This is a genomic window from uncultured Microbacterium sp. (genome assembly GCF_964244775.1).
GTDB lineage: Bacteria > Actinomycetota > Actinomycetes > Actinomycetales > Microbacteriaceae > Microbacterium.
The window spans coordinates 1,050,305-1,069,144 of record NZ_CAXTJR010000001.1 but is presented as its reverse complement, the minus strand read 5'-3'; the positions used below and the strand labels follow the sequence as shown (position 1 = coordinate 1,069,144).

Annotated in this window: 24 protein-coding genes and 1 tRNA gene; 15 read left to right on the top strand and 10 right to left on the bottom strand. The window is 68.4% G+C overall.

Annotated features, from left to right (window positions below; genetic code table 11):
• Positions 1-80: 80 nt before the first annotated feature.
• The gene (locus tag ACFE6Z_RS05180; RefSeq protein WP_375384596.1) at positions 81-980 is read left to right on the top strand and encodes an NUDIX domain-containing protein; all 900 of its coding nucleotides are present in this window, start codon (positions 81-83) and stop codon (positions 978-980) included.
• Positions 981-1,016: 36 nt separating this feature from the next.
• Here the strand turns inward: ACFE6Z_RS05180 and ACFE6Z_RS05175 are convergent, their stop codons facing one another.
• Genes ACFE6Z_RS05175 through ACFE6Z_RS05165 form a run of 3 tightly spaced genes read right to left on the bottom strand, consistent with a single transcriptional unit; the run spans position 1,017 to position 2,214 of the window.
• The gene (locus ACFE6Z_RS05175) at positions 1,017-1,391 is read right to left on the bottom strand and encodes an RNA-binding S4 domain-containing protein (protein ID WP_375384595.1); all 375 of its coding nucleotides are present in this window, start codon (positions 1,389-1,391) and stop codon (positions 1,017-1,019) included.
• Positions 1,388-1,633 (bottom strand): lysoplasmalogenase family protein, encoded by a 246-nt coding sequence (locus tag ACFE6Z_RS05170; RefSeq protein ID WP_375384594.1) that lies wholly within the window; start codon positions 1,631-1,633, stop codon positions 1,388-1,390. The genes ACFE6Z_RS05175 and ACFE6Z_RS05170 overlap by 4 nt, the downstream gene beginning before the upstream one ends.
• A 5-nt stretch (positions 1,634-1,638) precedes the next feature.
• Positions 1,639-2,214, bottom strand: coding sequence for a GNAT family N-acetyltransferase (locus ACFE6Z_RS05165; protein ID WP_375384593.1), 576 nt, complete (start codon positions 2,212-2,214; stop codon positions 1,639-1,641).
• Positions 2,215-2,316: 102 nt separating this feature from the next.
• Between ACFE6Z_RS05165 and ACFE6Z_RS05160 the strand changes: the two genes are divergently transcribed.
• Positions 2,317-2,390: transfer RNA gene (locus ACFE6Z_RS05160), tRNA-Pro, on the top strand.
• A gap of 63 nt (positions 2,391-2,453) precedes the next feature.
• Here the strand turns inward: ACFE6Z_RS05160 and ACFE6Z_RS05155 are convergent.
• Together ACFE6Z_RS05155 and ACFE6Z_RS05150 are read right to left on the bottom strand one after the other, a co-directional pair.
• Positions 2,454-2,792, bottom strand: a complete 339-nt coding sequence (locus tag ACFE6Z_RS05155; RefSeq protein WP_375384592.1) for a hypothetical protein — start codon at positions 2,790-2,792, stop codon at positions 2,454-2,456.
• Between the two features lie 138 nt (positions 2,793-2,930).
• On the bottom strand, positions 2,931-4,019 hold the full coding sequence (locus ACFE6Z_RS05150; RefSeq protein ID WP_375384591.1) for an ice-binding family protein: 1,089 nt from the start codon (positions 4,017-4,019) through the stop codon (positions 2,931-2,933).
• Between the two features lie 320 nt (positions 4,020-4,339).
• On the opposite strand from ACFE6Z_RS05150, the gene ACFE6Z_RS05145 reads away from it, so the two are divergent.
• The 6 genes from ACFE6Z_RS05145 (at position 4,340) to ACFE6Z_RS05120 (ending at position 10,685) form a co-directional block, all read left to right on the top strand.
• The gene (locus ACFE6Z_RS05145) at positions 4,340-5,257 is read left to right on the top strand and encodes a L,D-transpeptidase (RefSeq protein WP_375384590.1); all 918 of its coding nucleotides are present in this window, start codon (positions 4,340-4,342) and stop codon (positions 5,255-5,257) included.
• 76 nt (positions 5,258-5,333) lie between these two features.
• Entirely contained in the window at positions 5,334-6,125 is a 792-nt protein-coding gene (locus tag ACFE6Z_RS05140; RefSeq protein ID WP_375384589.1) for a glycosyltransferase family 2 protein, read from the top strand.
• On the top strand, positions 6,122-6,421 hold the full coding sequence (locus ACFE6Z_RS05135) for a DUF1905 domain-containing protein (protein ID WP_375384588.1): 300 nt from the start codon (positions 6,122-6,124) through the stop codon (positions 6,419-6,421). Before ACFE6Z_RS05140 ends, ACFE6Z_RS05135 begins: the two co-directional genes overlap by 4 nt.
• 75 nt (positions 6,422-6,496) lie before the next feature.
• Positions 6,497-7,498, top strand: coding sequence for a YihY/virulence factor BrkB family protein (locus ACFE6Z_RS05130; RefSeq protein WP_375384587.1), 1,002 nt, complete (start codon positions 6,497-6,499; stop codon positions 7,496-7,498).
• A 70-nt stretch (positions 7,499-7,568) separates the two neighbouring features.
• Positions 7,569-8,093, top strand: a complete 525-nt coding sequence (locus ACFE6Z_RS05125; protein WP_375384586.1) for a prepilin peptidase — start codon at positions 7,569-7,571, stop codon at positions 8,091-8,093.
• Between the two features lie 75 nt (positions 8,094-8,168).
• Entirely contained in the window at positions 8,169-10,685 is a 2,517-nt protein-coding gene (locus ACFE6Z_RS05120) for a glycogen/starch/alpha-glucan phosphorylase (protein ID WP_375384585.1), read from the top strand.
• A 12-nt stretch (positions 10,686-10,697) separates the two neighbouring features.
• On the opposite strand, the gene ACFE6Z_RS05115 is transcribed toward ACFE6Z_RS05120, so the two are convergent.
• On the bottom strand, positions 10,698-11,429 hold the full coding sequence (locus ACFE6Z_RS05115; protein ID WP_375384584.1) for a glutamine amidotransferase: 732 nt from the start codon (positions 11,427-11,429) through the stop codon (positions 10,698-10,700).
• A gap of 61 nt (positions 11,430-11,490) precedes the next feature.
• Here ACFE6Z_RS05115 and ACFE6Z_RS05110 point away from each other — a divergent pair, with 61 nt between their 5' ends.
• The 3 genes from ACFE6Z_RS05110 to ACFE6Z_RS05100 are packed head-to-tail and all read left to right on the top strand — an operon-like array spanning position 11,491 to position 12,908.
• Complete coding sequence (locus ACFE6Z_RS05110; RefSeq protein ID WP_375384583.1) at positions 11,491-11,991, top strand: PaaI family thioesterase; 501 nt, start codon at positions 11,491-11,493, stop codon at positions 11,989-11,991.
• Positions 11,992-12,031: 40 nt separating this feature from the next.
• Positions 12,032-12,259 (top strand): response regulator, encoded by a 228-nt coding sequence (locus tag ACFE6Z_RS05105; RefSeq protein WP_375384582.1) that lies wholly within the window; start codon positions 12,032-12,034, stop codon positions 12,257-12,259.
• Between the two features lie 4 nt (positions 12,260-12,263).
• Positions 12,264-12,908 (top strand): CYTH domain-containing protein, encoded by a 645-nt coding sequence (locus tag ACFE6Z_RS05100; RefSeq protein WP_375384581.1) that lies wholly within the window; start codon positions 12,264-12,266, stop codon positions 12,906-12,908.
• Between the two features lie 6 nt (positions 12,909-12,914).
• Here the strand turns inward: ACFE6Z_RS05100 and lpdA are convergent, their stop codons facing one another.
• Together lpdA and ACFE6Z_RS05090 are read right to left on the bottom strand one after the other, a co-directional pair.
• Positions 12,915-14,312 (bottom strand): dihydrolipoyl dehydrogenase, encoded by a 1,398-nt coding sequence (lpdA, locus tag ACFE6Z_RS05095; protein ID WP_375384580.1) that lies wholly within the window; start codon positions 14,310-14,312, stop codon positions 12,915-12,917.
• Between the two features lie 9 nt (positions 14,313-14,321).
• Entirely contained in the window at positions 14,322-15,038 is a 717-nt protein-coding gene (locus tag ACFE6Z_RS05090) for a copper resistance protein CopC (protein WP_375384579.1), read from the bottom strand.
• 132 nt (positions 15,039-15,170) lie between these two features.
• On the opposite strand from ACFE6Z_RS05090, the gene ACFE6Z_RS05085 reads away from it, so the two are divergent.
• The gene (locus ACFE6Z_RS05085; protein ID WP_375384578.1) at positions 15,171-15,566 is read left to right on the top strand and encodes a hypothetical protein; all 396 of its coding nucleotides are present in this window, start codon (positions 15,171-15,173) and stop codon (positions 15,564-15,566) included.
• Positions 15,567-15,606: 40 nt separating this feature from the next.
• Here the strand turns inward: ACFE6Z_RS05085 and ACFE6Z_RS05080 are convergent, their stop codons facing one another.
• Positions 15,607-15,954, bottom strand: coding sequence for a hypothetical protein (locus ACFE6Z_RS05080; RefSeq protein ID WP_375384577.1), 348 nt, complete (start codon positions 15,952-15,954; stop codon positions 15,607-15,609).
• Positions 15,955-16,119: 165 nt separating this feature from the next.
• On the opposite strand from ACFE6Z_RS05080, the gene ACFE6Z_RS05075 reads away from it, so the two are divergent.
• The 3 genes from ACFE6Z_RS05075 (at position 16,120) to ACFE6Z_RS05065 (ending at position 17,956) form a co-directional block, all read left to right on the top strand.
• Complete coding sequence (locus tag ACFE6Z_RS05075; protein ID WP_375384576.1) at positions 16,120-16,620, top strand: FHA domain-containing protein; 501 nt, start codon at positions 16,120-16,122, stop codon at positions 16,618-16,620.
• Positions 16,620-17,306 carry a MerR family transcriptional regulator gene (locus tag ACFE6Z_RS05070; protein ID WP_375384575.1) on the top strand — a complete coding sequence of 229 codons (687 nt, stop codon included), beginning with the start codon at positions 16,620-16,622 and terminating at the stop codon, positions 17,304-17,306. The genes ACFE6Z_RS05075 and ACFE6Z_RS05070 overlap by 1 nt, the downstream gene beginning before the upstream one ends.
• 92 nt (positions 17,307-17,398) lie before the next feature.
• On the top strand, positions 17,399-17,956 hold the full coding sequence (locus ACFE6Z_RS05065; protein WP_375384574.1) for a MerR family transcriptional regulator: 558 nt from the start codon (positions 17,399-17,401) through the stop codon (positions 17,954-17,956).
• Positions 17,957-18,021: 65 nt separating this feature from the next.
• Here the strand turns inward: ACFE6Z_RS05065 and ACFE6Z_RS05060 are convergent, their stop codons facing one another.
• Complete coding sequence (locus ACFE6Z_RS05060; protein WP_375384573.1) at positions 18,022-18,831, bottom strand: ParA family protein; 810 nt, start codon at positions 18,829-18,831, stop codon at positions 18,022-18,024.
• Positions 18,832-18,840 lie beyond the last annotated feature (9 nt).

The following is an 18,840-nucleotide window of genomic DNA, read 5'->3' as shown; positions in this document are numbered from 1 at the left end:
CGCGTGATGTCTCGTCGCGGATGTGATTTCTCGCGGTGCCGCGCGGCTGGGGTGGTCGCGGGCTGTGACAGGCTGGAGAGGTGACGACCCCGCCGCCTGCTCCCGGAGGACCGCGCCCCCCGCTCGGTCCGCGCGACCCGGGCGATGCCTGGGTGGAGGCGCCGACCGGCGAGCGGTACTGGGGGCGGTTCGGGGCAGCCGGCCTCCTCGCCCTCGACCCCGACCGCGGCGTGCTGCTCCAGCATCGGGTGTCGTGGAGTCACTTCGGCGACACCTGGGCGCTGCCGGGCGGTGCACGCCATGAGCACGAGTCGGCGCGCGACGCCGCGCTGCGCGAAGCCGCCGAAGAGGCGGGCGTCCCCGCCGCGGCGATCGTGCCTCGCTTCTCCAGCGTGCTCGATCTGGACGTGTGGACGTACGCAACGCTCGTCGGCGACGTCGTAACGCCCTTCGAACCCGTCATCAGCGACCCCGAGAGCCACGCGCTGGCCTGGGTGCCCGTGCGCGACGTCGACGAGCTTCCCCTGCATCCCGGGTTCGCGGCGTCCTGGCCGGCGCTGCGCGAGCTGCTGCCGATCCGACCGGCGCTCGTGGTCGACGTCGCGAACGTCATGGGCTCCGTGCCTGACGGCTGGTGGAAGGACCGCGCGGGCGCAGCGACGCGCATGATCGCCCGGCTCGAGACGCTGAGTGCCGGGGGAGTGGATGCTGCCGCCCTGGGTCTGCCCGCCACCACCTGGTATCCCGAGATCATCGCCGTCGTCGAGGGTGCTGCCCGCGCGGCGGACGAGGCCAACGGCGGCGTCCGGGTCGTGCGTGCCGAGGCATCCGGAGACGACGCCATCGTCGCCGAGACCGAGTCGCTCTCAGGCCGGGGGCGTTCCGTGACGGTCGTCACGAGTGACCGAGGCCTGGCCGAGCGCGTCGGAGCGGCCGGTGGCGCGGTGCGAAGCGCGAGCTGGGGGCAGGACCTCTTCTGAGCGAGCCGCACCGTCGCGTCCGAGGCGGTAGGTCGGTCAGTCGTCGCGTCCACGCAGCTTGTCGATGTCTCTCCGCTCGCGCTTGGTGGGGCGCCCCGCTCCGCGGTCGCGCACCGGGACGAACGGCATGGATTCCTTCGACGGCGGCGGAGGGGTCTGATCGTCCATCGCCGTCGCGACGACGGGAGCACCCACGCGTTTGCTGATCGGGGCGCGGACCACCAGCATCCGATCGAATCCTGCGATCCGCACCCGCAGTTCGTCGCCGATCTTCACCGGCTGAGCGGCTTTCGCCCGCTCGCCGTTGACCCTGACGTGCCCCGCGCGGCACGCGGCCGTCGCGGCCGAGCGGGTCTTGTAGATGCGCACCGCCCAGAGCCATGCGTCCACACGCGCCGATCCGGCGGTCACGACGCCGCACCGCTCGGTGAGGCCGCGGTGCTCTTCTCGCGGAGCTCGATCACGACACCGGCAGCGATCAGCCCTTGACCTGCGCAGTAGGTGAGCATGACGAGAGGGTCCGTCCAGGCCGGCATGGCGGCCGCGAGGAACAATCGGAACGCGAGCACCGTGTCGGAGACGAGGAAGAACGCGGCACCGATCGCGATCACCGGATGGCATCGGGATGCGGCGACCGCCGTGCCGCCGAGCACCGGGCTCAGAGGTCGAGCGCAACGATCGCGCGGTCGGGCTTGGGCCGAGCGATCTCGTGGAAGCCGGCCGCGGCGAACACCGACAGCACGCCGCGGAAGAGGTTGTTGGGCGACTTCTTGCCGGCCGACGTGTCGATCGGGTAGCCCTCGATCGTCGCGGCGCCGTGGGATCGTGCGAAATCGACCGCCGCCTCGAGCAGGCGCGCGGTGAGCCCGATACCGCGGTACTCCTTGCGCACGACGAAGCACGAGATCGCCCAGATCGACGGATCGTCCCACGGTTGGGTGGCCTCGGCCAGTTCACGTGTGCGGGGGATGCGGCGCAGCGCATCTCGACGGCCGACGCGCACCCACCCCGCCGCCTCGCCGTCGACGTAAGCGATCAGCCCCGGCGCGGGGTCGCCCCTCATCTCGTCGCGGAGCATCTCCACCTTGTCATCGACGGTGGTCGCCTGGAATTCGGCGTTCGTGATCGTCCACCACTGGCATCGGCAGCTCGCCCCGTCGCCGCCTCCGGTCAGGGCGTGGTCCGCGTCATCCGTGCGGTCTGCGGTCGCGGGCGCAATGATGATGTCAGGCATGGGCCGACGCTACCCAGGGGCGCCGACAGAGGCAAGGTGGGTTCGCGGCGCCACGAGCGACCGGCTAAGATGGGGGAGTTGTCCGCACTCCGGTGCGGGCCTCGGGATGTGGCGCAGCTTGGTAGCGCACTTGACTGGGGGTCAAGGGGTCGCAGGTTCAAATCCTGTCATCCCGACAGAAATGTCGGAGGGTCCGCGCAGCGGGCCCTTCGTCGTTTCCGGCCCAGTTGTGGTCTGCGTCAGCCGATCGGCTCGGTCAGCGTGTGCGAGTCGTTCTCCTCCGGCACTGCGAACTCGTCCGTGACTATCAGCCCCAAATTGCTGTTCGCCGCCAGCGCCATCTTCTCCGCCCACTCGCGGTTGATGGTGGGCGGACGCGATCCCGAGAACCGCAGTCGGATCGGGACGCCGTTGTCGACCCAGATCGCGGTTCGGCCCCCGCCTTCGTTATGGCGCACCGACCACGACAGGAAGAAGCTCTCGCCACGTCGCAGCTTCATGCTGACGATGATCTGGAGATGCGCAAGAAGACGATCGTCCATCTCGAACGTCGCATCGCCGTAGAAAAGAGTTCCCATGAGATCCTCCGGCCACCCCAGAATTCCCCGACCCCGGTTGGTGGCATCACTCTAGACCCCCGATCGTTGTCTTCAGGCGGCGCACACGGAATGACGGGCCGCAGATCACTCCGCGGCCCGTCATTCTCAGGTGAGGTGTCAGCTGCGTCGCGAGCCTCGAAGGCGAGCGATGAGCAGCACGGAAAGACCAGCGACAGCCACCACTCCGCCTGCCGCCAGGACCGACAACATGAGCGCCCCGTCCAAGCCGGTCGCGGGAAGAGTGCCCGTGGCGGTGCTCGCGCCAGTCGCCGCCGTGGTATCGCCGACGGAGGACAGCGCCGGAGTTCCGGAGACACCGGATGCTCCAGTCGAGCTCGCCGATCCTACTGCGCCGAGTGCTCCTTCGCCTCCCGAAGTCCCCGCGTCCGCGGGTGTACCGGTTCCACCGGTTCCGCCTGTGTCACTGCCGCCTGTGCCGCCTGTGCCTCCGGTCCCGTCGGTGCCGGTCCCGCCGGTCCCGCCTGTGCCGCCGTCGCCGCTGCCCCCGGTCCCGCCGGTTCCACCGGTGCCGCCTGTGCCTCCGGTCCCGCCCGTGCCGTCGGTCCCGCCTGTGCCTCCGGTGTCGTCGTCGGTGCAGCCCGGATCCGTGAAGACGTTGTTGTCCAACGTCACCGCGCCCGTCCTGGCCAGCGCGCGACCCGTGACTGTCGCTGCGGAGTCGACCGTGACAGAGGTGAGCGCCATGATCGTCCCGACGAACGCCGAGCCACTGCCCAGGGTGGCTGAACTGCCCACCTGCCAGAACACGTTGCAGGCGGTAGCCCCGTTGATCAGAGACACGGTGCTCCCCGTCGCGGTCGTCAGAGCCGATCCGATCTGGAAGACCCACACCCCCGAATCGACGCCTTGTCCGTCGAGGGTGAGGGTGCCGGTGAGTTCCGCGGTCGAGGCGGAGAAGTAGACGCCTTGAACGAGGGTCTGACCGCCGAGATCCGAGGGGCTCGTCGCGTCGGGGGCCTGCGAGGCGGCACTGTCGTACGCGGTCACCAGGTCTGCCTGCGCCTGCTGCGCCTGCGCATCGGTCTGGTGGATGGTGCCCCCGACGACTCCAGGCGGGAAGCCGGTGATCGAGGTTCCGGGATACACGCCCACATCGGCGCCCAGCACGCTGGGGCCGGTGTTGGTGACGCCCTCGGCGCCGAGGACGACGTACGAGTCTGCCGTGCCGAGGCCGACCGTGGTCACCGCATGAGCGGGGGGTGCGAGTGCGAGGGTGCAGAGGAATACACCTACGGTGATCACCCCGGCGGCGACCGACCGGCCGCGCCGAGAAACGGCTGATTCGGACAGTATGGACTTCGACTGGGCTCCCACTGGGCGCCACCCTTCATCTCCCGAGATGCGGGAGGGCACAGCCCGAGATGAGCCAATTCTCACCGTATTCCCACAAGCAAAAGACGCCCAGGCTTTGCGTTGAGCGTTGTTTTGCACTACCCTCTTCGGCCTTAGCGCTGAGAGACGGCATCCGGCTTGCGTAATCCCGCCCGTAGACGGACGATTGGCAGGTGGGGGAGACGCAGGATCTCGGCGCGCGAACGCGCTCGCGCAGGCCTGCCGGATGGCTTTGGGCGTTGGCGGCCGTCGCGCTGATCGTCGGCCTGGTCACCGCCTGGATGCTGCGACCCGGCGAGCCGGCAGCATCCGCGCCCGTGATCACTGCGACGCCCACCTCCAGTGCGATCCCGTCGCCCACCCCCACGCCTACCGGCTATCCCGTCAACGCGACGCCGTATGACCTCACCACGCTCCCGCAGGTGAAGGTCTTCGCAGTGATCCCCGAGCTTCCCGTCGACGATGACCCCTACGGCGCGTTCACCGGAGAGGATGCGACGCCCCACGAGAGTGGCGCACCGGTCTTCGCCGATCCGCTCGGCCAGCCGGTCGCCTACCTCCCCAGTGCCTACACGTACGGCGGCACCACCGTGCCGATCATCGAGCGACAGACCAACTGGGTGCGTGTGCTCCTCGCGGGGCGCCACGCGGTGCCCTCGCAGGGAAACCCCGCCCAGATCACGGGATGGCTGCGCACGGAGGATGTCGACATCACGCCCCAGTCGGCGTCCGTCGAGGTGAGCATCTCGAGCCGCACGATCGACATCGTGCGCGGCGGTATCTCCCAGCGCATCGCGACCGACTTCGGCTGGGGTGCGGATGACACCCCGACACCCCGCGGACGCTCGTTCATCATGACCATCCGCACCGAGCCCACGTTCCTGTACACCGCCGGATACCCGCTCGTGTACCTCTCGGTGCAGTCGCCGACCATGGACGGCTTCGCCGGTGCCGATGTCGCCGTGACCGCGTTCCACTACCACGACAACCGCTCCGGCAACGTGTCGAACGGCTGCCTGCGCGTAGACCCCGACGCGATCACCCTCCTCGCCGCGCTGCCGCTCGGCACTCCCGTCACCGTCCGTCCATAGCTCTCCTCCGGCGGCGGTCAGGGCACGCCCCGCGTGGCCTCGTCCACGGCGTGAGCGGACGAGTAGGGTGAAGGACGTGTCTCTCGAGCCCCGCGTCACGGTCGTGATCCCGTGCCGAGATGACGCCGAATTCCTCGAGGCCTGCCTGATCGCGCTGGCCGCGCAGACCCATCTCGCCGACCGGGTGATCGTTGTCGACAACGGGAGTTCGGATGCCTCGGCCGAGGTCGCCCGCCGGCACGGTGCCGAGGTCTTCGACGAACCTCTCGTCGGCATCTGGCCTGCTGCCGCACGCGGCTACGACGAAGCGGCTGGCGAGACCGACATCATCGCGCGCGTCGATGCGGACTCGCGGCCGCACCCCGACTGGATCGCGCGGCTGGTCCGGGCCTTCGTCGCCGACCCTCGCCTCGGCGTGCTCACCGGAGCCGCCGAGTTCTATGGGTCGAATCCTGTCGTGCACTACCTCGGCGAGCACTGGTACATCGGCGGCGGCCACTACTGGATCCAGAAGTGGCTGGGCCAGCCCCTCATCTTCGGATCGAACTTCGCGATGCGGGCGGCGGTGTGGGAGCACGTGCGCGACCGTGTCGACCGCACGAACGCTCGCATCCACGACGATCTCGACCTGACGATCCAGCTGAGGCCGTCCGACGGGATCCGCTACGACCCCACGTTGAAGATGCCGGTGTCGTCGCGGCCACTGCTGACGCAGCGCGGGCTGTGGCGCCGCGTGTGGCGCGTGGGGACCACGTTCGCCGCGAGCTGGCCGGAAGGCGCCGCATGGCGGCGACGCACCGAGGAATACGGCCCCGATGCGGGTACCGCGTCGTGGGTGCCGCCGGGGCCCGAGCCGGTCACCGAGTGATCTTTGAGTTCGACGGCGAGATCTTCCAGTGGGAGGCGCGCGCCGACTCGGCGTGGTTCTTCACGTCGCTTCCGCTCGAGCTGAGCGACGCGATCCGCGAGGTCCCCCGTCCTCACCGTGGGTTCGGGTCCGTGCGGGTGCGCGCCCGCGTCGGCGGTTCGGAATGGAAGACCTCGATCTTCCCCGGGTCGGGTCGCGGCGCCTATGTGCTGCCCCTGAAGAGAGCGGTTCGGGATGCCGAGTCGCTCGTGGACGGCGGACCCGTGCGAGTGCGGCTCGAGGTGCTCGACTCCTGATCGACCCTGATCGACCCCGTGGCCGCGCTCTGTCAAGAGCCGGGGCCGGGCGGCCCCGCTCGGTAGGGTGGCGAAATGGCGAACCTCATCGCGCGCATCACGGCCTGGGTGCTGAAGCTGAAGGCGGCGCGCGCCTTCCTCCTGTACAGCGAGCATCGCGGGCCGATGCTCGCCGACAGTGTGACCTATCGCACGCTGTTCAGCGTGTTCGCCGGTGTGCTCCTCGGCTTCTCGCTGGCCGGTCTCTTCCTCGCGGGCAACCCCGCCGCGTTGGAGGCCCTGGTGGGCGCGGTCGATGCCGCGATCCCGGGCCTCGTCGGCGAGGGCGGGGTCATCGATCCCGCCGACATCAAGATTCCTGCCGGCCTCACGCTCGCGACCGTGCTGTCGATCGTCGGTCTGGTGGGTGCGGCCATCGGCGCGATCGGGTCGCTCCGCGCAGCCTTCCGGTCGATCGCCGACACCCTCAGCGATGACACGTTCTTCCTCTGGGTGATTCTCCGCAACCTCCTCCTGGCGATCGTCATCGGGGCAGCCCTCGTCGCTGCAGCGGGCGCGACGTTCTTCGCGAGCGCCGGGGTGGGCATCCTGAACAGCTGGCTCGGGCTCTCTCCCACCGATCCGCTCCCGACTATCGCGACCCCGCTGATCTCGTTGGTCGTCGTCTTCGCCCTGGACACGGTGGTGATCGCCGTCCTCTTCCGTGCGCTCTCCGGAGTGCGGGCATCGGCACGGGCGCTGTGGACCGGCGCGCTGCTGGGCGGTTTCGGCCTCACAGTCCTGCAAGAGCTGTCCGGGTTGTTCGTCAGGGGAGCGTCGTCGAACCCGCTGCTCGCCTCCTTCGCGAGCCTGATCGCGTTGCTGCTCTGGCTCAACCTCAGTGCGCAGGTGATCCTGATCGCGGGCGCCTACATCGTCACGAGCGTCGAGGAGGAATCCGATCGGGTCAAGGCCCGCTACGGCGCGTCGACGTTCGCCCAGCGGCGCGTCCGGCGTGCGGAGGTCGCCGTCCGCGTCGCGACCGACGAACTCGAGCGCGCTCGGGTCGTCGAGGAGAAGGAGCGGACGCCCGCCTGATCGCCCGTCGACGCGCTTCCATCCACAGGCCACCACGGCTCGCGCCGTCGTCGGGGCAGACTTGGCATCCATGTCCTCCTGGCCGACGATCATATCAACGATCATCGTGACGGTGGCATTCGCGGTCTTCGCCGTCTTGAGCGTCGTGCTCGCAGAGATCGATGCCCGGACGCACCGCATTCCGAACCGTCTCGTGCTGCCCGGCTACCTCGTTGCGATCGCGCTCTTCGTCGCCGCGTGCCTCGTGGGAGCGCCGTGGGTCACGCTCCTGCGCGCCGCCGTCGCGATGGTGGCGCTGTTCGGCTTCTACCTCGCACTGCGCCTGCTCTCGCGCAGCGCCATGGGCGGGGGAGACGTGAAGCTCGCCGGCCTCATCGGGCTGCACCTCGGATGGCTGGGCTGGACCGAACTGGCGGTCGGCGCGATCGCCGCCTTCGTCCTCGGCGGCCTGTACGCGGTGGTGCTGCTCGCCTCCGGTCGCGCCGGCCGGCGCACGCGCATCCCGTTCGGCCCGTGGATGCTCGCCGGCGCGTGGGTCGGCATCCTTCTCGGAACCGCACTGATCCTCGGCATCCCACCCGCGCAGACGGCGTGAGCGTTCACCGCATGTTCCGGTCTGCGATCGATCCCGAAACACGCAAGTCACAGAGGGGTCGGTAGGTTTCTTACTATGTCTCTCGCGCCGACCCCCTCGCCCTCCGATTCCACTTCGCTCCTCGCGACGCATCCGCTCGCGATCGCGCCGGTCACCGGCCCGCCGGCGTCCGTCGACGGGTTCGTGCGTGAATTCCTCAACAACCTCAACTTCGAGCAGGGCGTATCACTCTCCAGCTCCAGCCCGAACGATCGGTACCTCGCACTGGCCTGCACCGTGCGCGACTACCTCATGGCGCGCTGGCTCGAAGACCAGCGTCGTCAGCGCGAGGTGCAGGCCAAGGGCGTCTGCTATCTCTCCGCCGAATATCTCCTCGGCCGTCAGCTCGACAACAACCTCCTGGCCGCGCGGCTGACCGATATCGCGACCGAGGCGATGACCGCGTGCGGCATCGACATCGACGAGCTGCGCCAGCTCGAGGTCGAACCCGGCCTCGGCAACGGCGGTCTCGGGCGGCTGGCCGCGTGCTTCATCGACTCCCTCGCCACGATGAGCGTGCCCAGCACCGGCTACGGTCTGCGCTACGAATACGGCATCTTCCGCCAGACCTTCGTCGACGGAGAACAGGTCGAGCAGCCCGACGCCTGGCTCACGCTGGGATCGCCGTGGGAGTTCCCGCACCCGGAAGCGGCGCAGACGATCGGGTTCGGCGGCTACACGGAGAAGTACGACGACGAAGGCGTGACCCGGTCGCGGTGGGTGCCGGGCTGGACTGTCCAGGCCGTCCCCTACAACTACATGGTTCCGGGCTATCACAACGGTCGTGTCAACACGCTGCGGCTGTGGAGCGCGGTGGCGTCCAGCGCATTCGACCTGCGCATCTTCAACGCCGGAGACTACGCCGAAGCCGTGCGCGCGCAGACGTTCGCCGAGAACATCTCCAAGGTCCTCTACCCGGAAGACTCCACGCCCCAGGGCAAGGAGCTGCGCCTGCAGCAGCAGTACTTCTTCGTCGCAGCATCCATCCATGACTTCCTGGAGAACAGCCTGACGCCGGGGTTCGACCTCACGACGCTGCCCGACCGCGTCATCTTCCAGCTCAACGACACGCACCCCGTCATCGCCGTGCCGGAGTTGATGCGCGTGCTCGTGGACGAGAAGGGCATGGAGTGGGATGCCGCGTGGGCGATCACTCAGCAGTGCTTCGCGTACACCTGCCACACGCTTCTGCCCGAGGCGCTCGAGATGTGGTCGGTCGACCTGCTGGGTCATCTGCTGCCCCGGCACCTCGAGATCATCTACCGCATCAACGACGAATTCCTCGCCGCGGTCCGCGAGCGCTTCGGCGACGACGAGATGCGCATCCGCAACATGTCGATCATCGCGGACTTCCCCGAGCGGTCGGTGCGGATGGCGTTCCTCGCCACGGTGGCCGGTGCGAAGGTGAACGGCGTAGCCGAGCTGCACTCCCAACTGCTCCGCGAGAAGGTTTTGCCCGACTTCGACGAGTTCTTCCCCGGCAAGTTCACGAACGTCACCAACGGGGTCACCCCGCGCCGTTTCGTCCGTCTCGCCAATCCCGGCCTCGCCTCGCTCATCACCGAGGCGCTCGGCGCCGGATGGACGGTCGACCTCGAGCGGCTGCGGGGCCTCGAGGCATTCGCCGAAGACCCCGAGTTCCGTGCGAAGTTCGCCGAGGTCAAGGTGGCGAACAAACGGCGCCTCAGCGAGGTGCTGCTCGCGCGCGACGGGCTCCAGGTCAGTGACGGCCACATGCTCGACGTGATGGTCAAGCGACTGCACGAATACAAGCGTCAGATGCTCAAGCTGCTCCACATCGTCACGCTGTACGAGGGCATCGCATCGGGTCGTGTCGCCGCAGCGGACGTCCAGCCGCGCACGTTCATCTTCGGGGCGAAGGCGGCGCCCGGGTACGTGATGGCCAAGCGCATCATCCACCTCATCAACGCGGTCGGCTCGGTCGTCAACACCGATCCCCGCGTCGAGGGTCGACTCCAGGTGATCTTCCCGCCGAACTACAACGTCACTCTCGCCGAGCGCGTCATCCCGGCCGCCGATCTCTCCGAGCAGATCTCACTCGCCGGCAAGGAGGCCTCGGGCACCGGGAACATGAAGTTCGCCCTCAGCGGTGCCCTCACGATCGGCACCGACGACGGGGCGAACGTCGAGATCCGTCAGCTGGTCGGCGACGACAACTTCTTCCTGTTCGGGATGACCGAGCCCCAGGTCGAAGATCTATGGGCGAAGGGCTACAAGCCCAGCGACTTCTACCAGTCCGACGAGGGCCTGCGCCGTGCGATCGACCTCATCGCCTCGGGAGCGTTCTCGGACGGCGACCGTTCGACGTTCGAGCCGGTCGTGTCGAACCTGCTCTACGACGACCGGTTCATGGTGCTGGCCGACTACGCGTCGTACATCGCCGCGCAGGCGAAGGTGGATGCTGCGTATGCCGACCAGGAGGAGTGGACCCGCTCGTCGATCCTCAACGTCGCACGGTCGGGCTTCTTCTCGTCGGACCGCTCGATCCGCGACTACATCGACCGCATCTGGCACACGCCTCCGTCGATGTGACGGGTGCGCCGCTCAACGCGCGTAGCGCTCGACGAAGGTGCGCAGGATGCGGCTCGGGTGCGACACAGGGGCGCTGCGTACGGCGGCGAGCGTGAGATCGAGTTCGTCGGAGGCGAAGTATCCGTGGTCCGCGTAGGCGTGGATCCGCGTGGTGATCGCGGCCACGTCCAGTTCTGGATGGAACTGCGTCGCGTAGACGTTCTGCCCGACGCGGAACATCTGCACCGGGCATCCCGGCGATGAGGCGAGCAGGACCGCCGACGTCGGCAACGAACTGATCGCCTCTTTGTGGCCGACGAATGCTCCGAAGCGCAGTGGCATCCCGTCCAGCAGCGGATCGGCCGCCCCCGATTCCGTCAGCGTGACCGGTACGACGCTGATCGGCTCGGAATGGGCGCGGTCGATGCTCGCACCCAGGTGCGTACCGACGGTCCCCACGCCGTAACAGGCGCCGAGAAACGGAAAGTCGCGCGGAACGACCTGGTCGAGCAGAGCGGCGAACTCCGCTTCTACGCGACGCTGAACCGCCGACTTCAGTACGGGCGGGTCGGACGCGTTGAACGGTCCGCCCCCGACGAAGATCCCCGAGAGTTCGTCGAGGTCCAGGCGCGGCATGGGTGCGGCTTCGAGGCGCACGCGAATCAGTTCGACCTCGGTCAGGCCCGAGTAGCGCAGGAACAGCTCGTACTCCTCGTCGGCGGGCACATCTTCGGCGCGCGTGGCGAGGAGGACGAAGGGCTTCACGCCTCCACGATATCCGCGCCCGCGCCGGGCCCGGCCATCGCGGATGCGGGAAGATCGATGCATGACCGACATCCGTTCTCGCACTTTCGACTGGTCTGACCCCGCCGCAGCGCTCGTCCAGGCGCGCACCGCCGGCACCGGCATCGAAGCCCTCCAGGCGATGATCGACGGACTGATCCCCCCGCCCCCGATCGCGAACCTGATGGGGTTCACGCTCGTCGAAGTGAGCGAGGGTGTCGCCGTCTTCGAATGCGAGCCGGCCGAGTTCCACTACAACCCGATCGGCGCGGTGCATGGGGGTCTGGCCTGCACCCTGCTGGATTCGGCGCTCGGCTGCGCCGGGCACACCACTCTCCCCGCAGGCGTCCGCTACACCTCGGTCGATCTGAACGTGCGCTATCTCCGCCCGATCACCCACGCGTCCGGAGTGCTGCGCGCGACCGGCAGGGTGATCAAGCCCGGTCGCCGCGTGATCTTCACCGAGGGTGAGCTGACGGATGCCGCGGGTCGCGTCGTTGCGGCGGCCACGAGTTCGCTGCTCGCTCTCGGCGCTACCGGGTGACCTCCGGAGGTCTGGCGCCGGCCGGGACTAGGCTCGACTCATGGCAATCGCACGTCTGCACGGCGGACCCCTCGACGGACAGCTTCTCCCGCTGGAGAGTCCCGACCTCGACTCACTGATCGTTCCCTACGGCGAAGGTCAGATCGTCTACGAGCGCAAGGGCGCGCTCGAGAACACCGGCAACTCGGACGGTCCGACGGAGGCCGAGTTCTGGTTCGTGGAGGCGACCGAGGACATCAATCCGAACCCCGACGGTCGAGACGACTGAGCCGGTGGCCGGAGCCGACTCGGCGCAGGACACGACCGGCGCATCGCGCTCGGTGGAGGTCGAGCTGAAGTTCGACGCCGACGACGAGACTCCGTTGCCGGATTGGAGCGCTCTGCCCGGTGTGACATCGGTCGGACCGCCCGAAGTGCGCGAACTCGACGCGCGCTACCTGGACACGGCCGAGCTGGCGATGGCCGCCGCGGGGTATGCGCTCCGTCGACGCAGCGGTGGCCCGGACGCGGGGTGGCATATCAAGGGGCCGCGCGTGGAGGGCGGCCGAGTCGAGCTCGGCTGGCCCCTGGGTGAGGACGCCGTTGAGGGCGTCCCCGATGCCGTCCGCGCAGCGGTGGCGACGGTGGGAGTGGCAGAGGGCGCGCTCCAGCCGATCGCGCGCATCCGTAACACCCGCACCGCATACGCCCTGCGCTCCGACGAAGGCCTCGTCGCCGAATTCGTCGATGACCGGGTCACCGCGACGGATATGCGCACGGGCGTGGTCCGCACGTGGCGCGAATGGGAGATCGAGCTGGCGCCCGATGCGCCCGTCGCCCCGGGGCCGTTCTTCGCAGCGGTAGAGGCGGCGGTCCTGGCCGCAGGCGGTCGGGCCGCAGCATCCGATTCCAAACTCGCCCGCGCGCTCGGCTACTGACGCGTCCTACATATTGATCATGTGGCCCGCGAGGCCGTGGAAGGCCTCTTGCACGGCCTCCGACAGCGTCGGGTGGGTGTGCACGTTGCGGGCAGCCTCGAGCGCGGTGAGGTCCCACTTCTGCGCGAGCGTGAGTTCCGGAAGCAGCTCGGAGACGTCGGGGCCGATCATGTGGCCGCCGAGCAGCTCGAGGTGCTCGCCGTCGGCGATCAGCTTGACGAAGCCGATGGGCTCGCCCAGGCCGTTGGCCTTGCCGTTCGCGCTGAAGGGGAACTTCGACACCTTCACGTCGTATCCAGCGTCGCGGGCCTGCTGCTCGGTCAGCCCGAACGACGCGATCTGCGGAGAGCAGAACGTCGCGCGCGGCATCATGCGGTAATCGCCGAGGGTCATCGTCTCGGCCTTGCCGATCGTCTCGGCGGCAACCACCGCCTGGGCCTCGGCCACGTGCGCGAGCTGCAGCTTGGCCGTGACGTCGCCGATCGCGAAGATGTGCGGCACGTTCGTGCGCATGTAATCGTCGATGGCGATCGCCCCGCGGTCGGTGAGCTCGACACCCGTGGTCTCGAGGCCGAAGCCCTCGACGCGCGGGGCGAAGCCGATCGACATGAGCACCTTGTCGGCCTCGATCGACGCCTGCTCGCCGCCCTGCGGCGTATAGGTGACGGTGACCTTGTCGCCGGAGTCGACGACGGTCTCGACCTTGGTGGAGGTGAGGATGTCGACGCCGTACTTCTTGTACTGGCGGGCGATCTCTTTCGACACGTCGGCGTCTTCGTTGGGAAGCGCACGGTCGAGGAACTCGATGATCGTGACCCTCACGCCGTAGTTGACCAGCACGAAGGCGAACTCCATGCCGATCGCGCCCGCGCCCACGATGACGATCGACTTCGGGAGCCCGCGAGTGAGGATCTGCTCCTCGTAGGTGACGACGTTCTCGCTGAGCGTCACGCCCGGCAGGAGTCGCACGGTGGAGCCGGTCGAGATGATCGCGTTGTCGAAGGTGACCCGGTCGACCTGGCCGTCGGACTTCTTGACGTCGATCGTGTGGGCATCGACGAACGTGCCGTGACCTTCGTGCTCGGTGACCTTGTTCTTCTTCATGAGGAAGTGGATGCCTTTGACGTGCGTGTCGGCAACCTTCCGGCTGCGATCCCACGCCGTACCGAAGTCGAACGACACATCGCCCGAGATGCCGAACTGCTCGGCTTGATGGTGGAACACGTGGGCGAGGTCGGCATTGCGCAGCAGCGCCTTGGAGGGGATGCAGCCGACGTTCAAGCAGACACCGCCCCAGTACTTCTCTTCGATGATGGCGACCGAGAGGCCGAGCTGGGCTGCGCGAACGGCCGCGACGTACCCGCCGGGGCCGGCGCCGAGAATGGCGAGGTCGTAATGAGGCATGGCTCCAGCCTATCGGTCGGCGGGGGTGTCAGAGCCGGGCTCGGAGGGGCCGGGAGGTGTCGATTCGGGGGATGCCGGGAGGCCGGACATGCGCGCCTTCTCGAGCTCCGCGACCCGCCGTGCGCGAGAGACGAGCAGATAGACCACGCCGCCCAGGACGGCGGCCGCGACCACCCCGAGGACGGCCCAGGGCAGCGCCGACGAGCCCGCGTCGGAGGGCACTGGGTCAGCCGAAGGCGTCGCGACGGGCGGCGCGACGAGGGGCGAGGGGGATGCTGTCGGTGTCGTGCTCGCGGTCGGAGTCGGGGTGGGTGCGGGGGTGGGTGTCGGTCCGGCGGTCACCGTGAAGGCGTATTGGTCGGCGATCGGATGACCATCGCTCGACACGACGCGCCAGAGCACCGTGATCGACCCGGTCGCCCCCGCGGTCAGCGCCTGGGTCACGACGTTGGCCTGCACGACGGGGGCGCCATCGGCGATCGATGCACCCGAGGCATCCGTCACCTGCACTTCGGTGGCTCCGGCATCCCCGAGGAGGTCGGCGCTGAAAGTGAGCGTCAGTGCGGCGGGAAGCGCTGCGAGGGTGGCGTCGGCGGCCGGATCCGATGAGACGAGCTCGTCGTGCGCGGCGGCCGGCGATGCGAACGCCAGGAGCGCCGCTGCCGCGATCGCGAGAGCGGCGACGAGCGCGGACGTGCGGGGGACCCTTCGGGAAGCGGATTTCACGTGTTCGAGCCTATCCGGGCGGTGTGAGATCGCTGCCCGCGCGTGACGCCCACGCCTTCGCGGAGTAGCGTTCGGACCAGGCGGGCACTCCTGCTCGCTGCCCCACGATCGGAAGCGAGTGACGCGATGGACATGATGATGAAAGACATGATGTCGAAGGACATGATGTCGATGCCCGGCATGGACTCGATGGACATGGCCCTGATGCAGGCCTGTATGGATGCCTGCTCCGCCTGTGAGCAGGCCTGCACGGTGTGCTCGACCCAGATGATGGACTGCTCGGCGGCCTGCATGAACTGCGCCGACATGTGCAACACCATGATGCGGGCGATGCTGCGGATGCAGGGGATGACGCCGCCCGCCATGATGGCGATGCTCGACGCGTGCATCGCGATGTGTCAGGTGTGCATGGACGAGTGCATGGCCCACGCTGACATGAGCGAGGTCTGCCGCATGTGCGCCGAATCGTGCAAGGCGTGCATGGACGCCTGCATGGCGATGAAGGACTCGATGATGGCGATGGGTTGAAGTGCGTGGGCTGAAAAGCGTGGGCTGATCAGCCCAACGATCACCCCAGAAGGACGTTGAAGCGGCGGTCGCCCACAGCGAGCACGTGATACCGCTCGTGCACGGCGACCGGTGTGCCCACCTCGACGGCGTCGGACGCGCCCGCGCCGCTCCAGACGACGATCGGCGAGCCATCCGATACGGACTGCAATGACAGATTGCCTTCGGCGTCGACAGTCGTCACGATCGCATCCACCCATTCCGAGGGAGTGGCGGCGACGAGGCGCAACTGGATGAGGTGCAACGCGTGACCGGGAGCGAACGTCGAGCACGAACCGCCGTGGATGCACATGCACGCCGCACGCTCACGCACCGGAAGGGGCGGGATGGGGCGGTATGGGCTCGACACGACGGTCTCCTTGTCAGTAGGTTCGAATACCCGCCAGGCTAAGCGGGATGCAGGGCCGGGACACGTCTGCCGACACAGGACGAAACATTGTGAACCCGGCCGTCGGTCTCGCATCGCGATTCCGAGAGCGACCGATCGGTTAGGCTGGATCCGAGGAGGATCACCGTGGAGGACAACCGCCAGCGCCAGCCGGACGAGATCCGGCGAGCCGCCGACGACGGCGATTCCCACAGCGGATCCACCGACACCACCCAGACCTTCGGGCACGACTCCGACCTGTCGTTCGTGCCGTTCGGCAGCGAACTGAGCGAGGCCGAGGTCGAGGCCATCGGAGCGCTCCCGTCTCGCGCCGCGCTTCTGATCGTGCTGTCCGGCCCCACCGCCGGTGCGCGCTACCTGCTCGACACGGACGTGACGACGGTGGGACGCCACCCCGAGGCCGACATCTTCTTCGACGACGTGACCGTGTCGCGGCGTCACGCCGAGATCACGCGTTCGGGCACCGACTTCGAGATCGTCGACCAGCGCTCGTTGAACGGGACGTACGTCAACGGGGAGCGCGTCGATCGATCCCCGCTCGACAACGGCGGCGAGGTGCGGATCGGCAAGTTCCGGCTCAACTTCTTCGTGTCGCCGGCGGATCTGCCCCAGGCAGCGGACGGATGATGGCAGGTGCTGCCGCCCGCGAACGTTCATCGTCCGCGGGCCTTCTGAGCATCGGGCAGGTGCTGGCGCGACTGACGCCGGAATTCCCCGCGCTCACTTCCAGCAAGCTCCGCTTCCTCGAGGTGCAGGGTATCGTCACCCCCACCCGCACCGAGTCGGGTTACCGCAAGTTCTCGCAGGACGATCTCGAGCGACTTCGGCTGGCCCTCACCCTGCAGCGCGACCATTACCTCCCCCTCGTCGTCATCCGGGAGTATCTGGCCGACGTCGACGCCGGGCGCGACCCGGCGCCGCCGTCCGCGGTCCCCTCGATCGTCGCCGCACCGCGCCGCTACCGACGCGAAGAGCTGCTGTCGGCGGCGGGCGCCTCGCCCCAGGTGCTCAACGATGCGATCAGCACCGGCGTGCTCGCCGGGCAGGACGCCTACTCCGATCAGTCGGTGGCGATCCTCCGTGCGCTCGTCGCCCTCGACCGTCACGGTATCGAGCCGCGTCACGTCCGCGCCGTGCGACAGAGCGCGGAGCGCGAGGTCGCGCTGATCGAGTCGGCGCTGACGACCCTGCTGACGCGTACGGATGCGGCATCCCACGCCCACGCTCGTGAGCTCGCCCCCGAACTGGCCAAGCGGCTGGACGAGGTGCGGACGATCTTCGTCCGGGCGGCGCTGGACCGACTGCTCGCCTGAGCACGACACGCCGAAGCCGCACACGCGGATGTCGTTGCCGGGGGAGCGGCCCTGATCTAGCGTGGAGATAGACATCCGGGAGGAGGATGCGCATGACCACTCGCGAGACGCCCACTGCACGCGGTGAGGGCGACGCCTTCTCCGCCGATCTCCTCTTCACCGATGGGCTCCCGCAGATGGACGACGAGGTCGGGTATCGGGGCGCCGTCGCCGCTCGCGCGGCCGGCATCACCTACCGCCAGCTCGACTACTGGGCGCGGACCGAGCTGGTCGAGCCGACAGTCCGCGGTGCGAGCGGTTCGGGCTCCCAGCGTCTCTACGGGTTCCGCGACATCCTCGTCCTGAAGCTCGTCAAGCGCCTTCTGGATACGGGCATCTCACTGCATCAGATCCGGACAGCCGTCGCGCAGCTGCGGGCGTCCGGCATCCGCGATCTCGCCGGCACCACGCTCATGAGCGATGGTGCGTCCGTGTACCTCTGTACGTCCAACGATGAGGTCATCGACCTCGTGAGTCGTGGCCAGGGCGTCTTCGGCATCGCTGTCGGCAAGGTGCTGCGCGAGGTCGAGTCGACCCTCGTCGACTTCGACGCGCAGGTTCCCGAGGTGCTCGACGAACTAGCCGCTCGCCGCGTGGCGCGCAGCGCCTGAATCGGCGGCGCCTGACTCGACGGCACCTGCCGCACTGACCACTGTCGCCGTGCGCCGACGCGCTGCTACGCGCGCGCCTCGCCGGGAACCGGGATGCGCCCCGTGCGCATGACGCGGTCCAGGAGCGCGTCGAAGTCGGCCGCGAGTTCCTGAGCGGAGTCGCCGGGCCAGATGTGCAGGGGCTTGGCCGCACCCTGCGCCTGCTGCAGAGAGGTGCGCTCAGGAAGCTGCGGCGCGAGCACGAGCGGGCCGAACATATCGCGCAGCTCCTTGATGCGGAACTGGTGCTCGATCGACTGCGGCCGGACGCGGTTGACGACGATGCCGAGCGGCTGAAGGCGAGGAGAGAGGCCGCGACGGATCTCCTCGATCGCGCGCAGCGCGCGATCGGCGGCGGCGACCGAGAACAGGCCGGGCTCGGTGACGACGATCACCCGGTCGCTGGCGGCCCACGCGGTGCGGGTCAGCGCGTTGAGCGACGGCGCGCAATCCACGAGCACGAGGTCGTAGTCGGCTTCGATCGTGGCGAGTGCCTCTTCGAGCTTCCAGACATCGCGGACGCTCGGATGCGGTCCGTCGAAGTTGATCGCCGAGGGACTCCCGATCAGCACATCGATCGTGCCGGGGTGGACCTTGGCCCACCCGCTCGAGGTGATCGCCTGACGGACGACCTTCTCCTTGGGGTTGGCGAGGACGTCCGCGACGTTGAGCCGGCCGGCGACCTGGATGTCCATGCCGGTGGATACGTCGGACTGCGGGTCGAGATCCACCACGAGAGTCCGAACTCCCCGCGCAAATGCAGCCGAGGCGAGTCCTAGAGTCACGGTTGTCTTACCGACCCCGCCCTTGAGCGAGCTGACGGAGAGTACGTGCACAAGGGTCTA

What these genes read in the sequence shown, in the direction of transcription:
- ACFE6Z_RS05165 (WP_375384593.1), bottom strand. Translation starts at nt 2,214, where the DNA reads ATGCCTGACATCATCATTGCGCCCGCGACCGCAGACCGCACGGATGAC.
- ACFE6Z_RS05155 (WP_375384592.1), bottom strand. Translation starts at nt 2,792, where the DNA reads ATGGGAACTCTTTTCTACGGCGATGCGACGTTCGAGATGGACGATCGT.
- ACFE6Z_RS05130 (WP_375384587.1), top strand. Translation starts at nt 6,497, where the DNA reads ATGGCGAACCTCATCGCGCGCATCACGGCCTGGGTGCTGAAGCTGAAG.
- ACFE6Z_RS05125 (WP_375384586.1), top strand. Translation starts at nt 7,569, where the DNA reads ATGTCCTCCTGGCCGACGATCATATCAACGATCATCGTGACGGTGGCA.
- ACFE6Z_RS05120 (WP_375384585.1), top strand. Translation starts at nt 8,169, where the DNA reads ATGTCTCTCGCGCCGACCCCCTCGCCCTCCGATTCCACTTCGCTCCTC.
- ACFE6Z_RS05110 (WP_375384583.1), top strand. Translation starts at nt 11,491, where the DNA reads ATGACCGACATCCGTTCTCGCACTTTCGACTGGTCTGACCCCGCCGCA.
- ACFE6Z_RS05105 (WP_375384582.1), top strand. Translation starts at nt 12,032, where the DNA reads ATGGCAATCGCACGTCTGCACGGCGGACCCCTCGACGGACAGCTTCTC.
- lpdA (WP_375384580.1), bottom strand. Translation starts at nt 14,312, where the DNA reads ATGCCTCATTACGACCTCGCCATTCTCGGCGCCGGCCCCGGCGGGTAC.
- ACFE6Z_RS05085 (WP_375384578.1), top strand. Translation starts at nt 15,171, where the DNA reads ATGATGATGAAAGACATGATGTCGAAGGACATGATGTCGATGCCCGGC.
- ACFE6Z_RS05070 (WP_375384575.1), top strand. Translation starts at nt 16,620, where the DNA reads ATGGCAGGTGCTGCCGCCCGCGAACGTTCATCGTCCGCGGGCCTTCTG.
- ACFE6Z_RS05065 (WP_375384574.1), top strand. Translation starts at nt 17,399, where the DNA reads ATGACCACTCGCGAGACGCCCACTGCACGCGGTGAGGGCGACGCCTTC.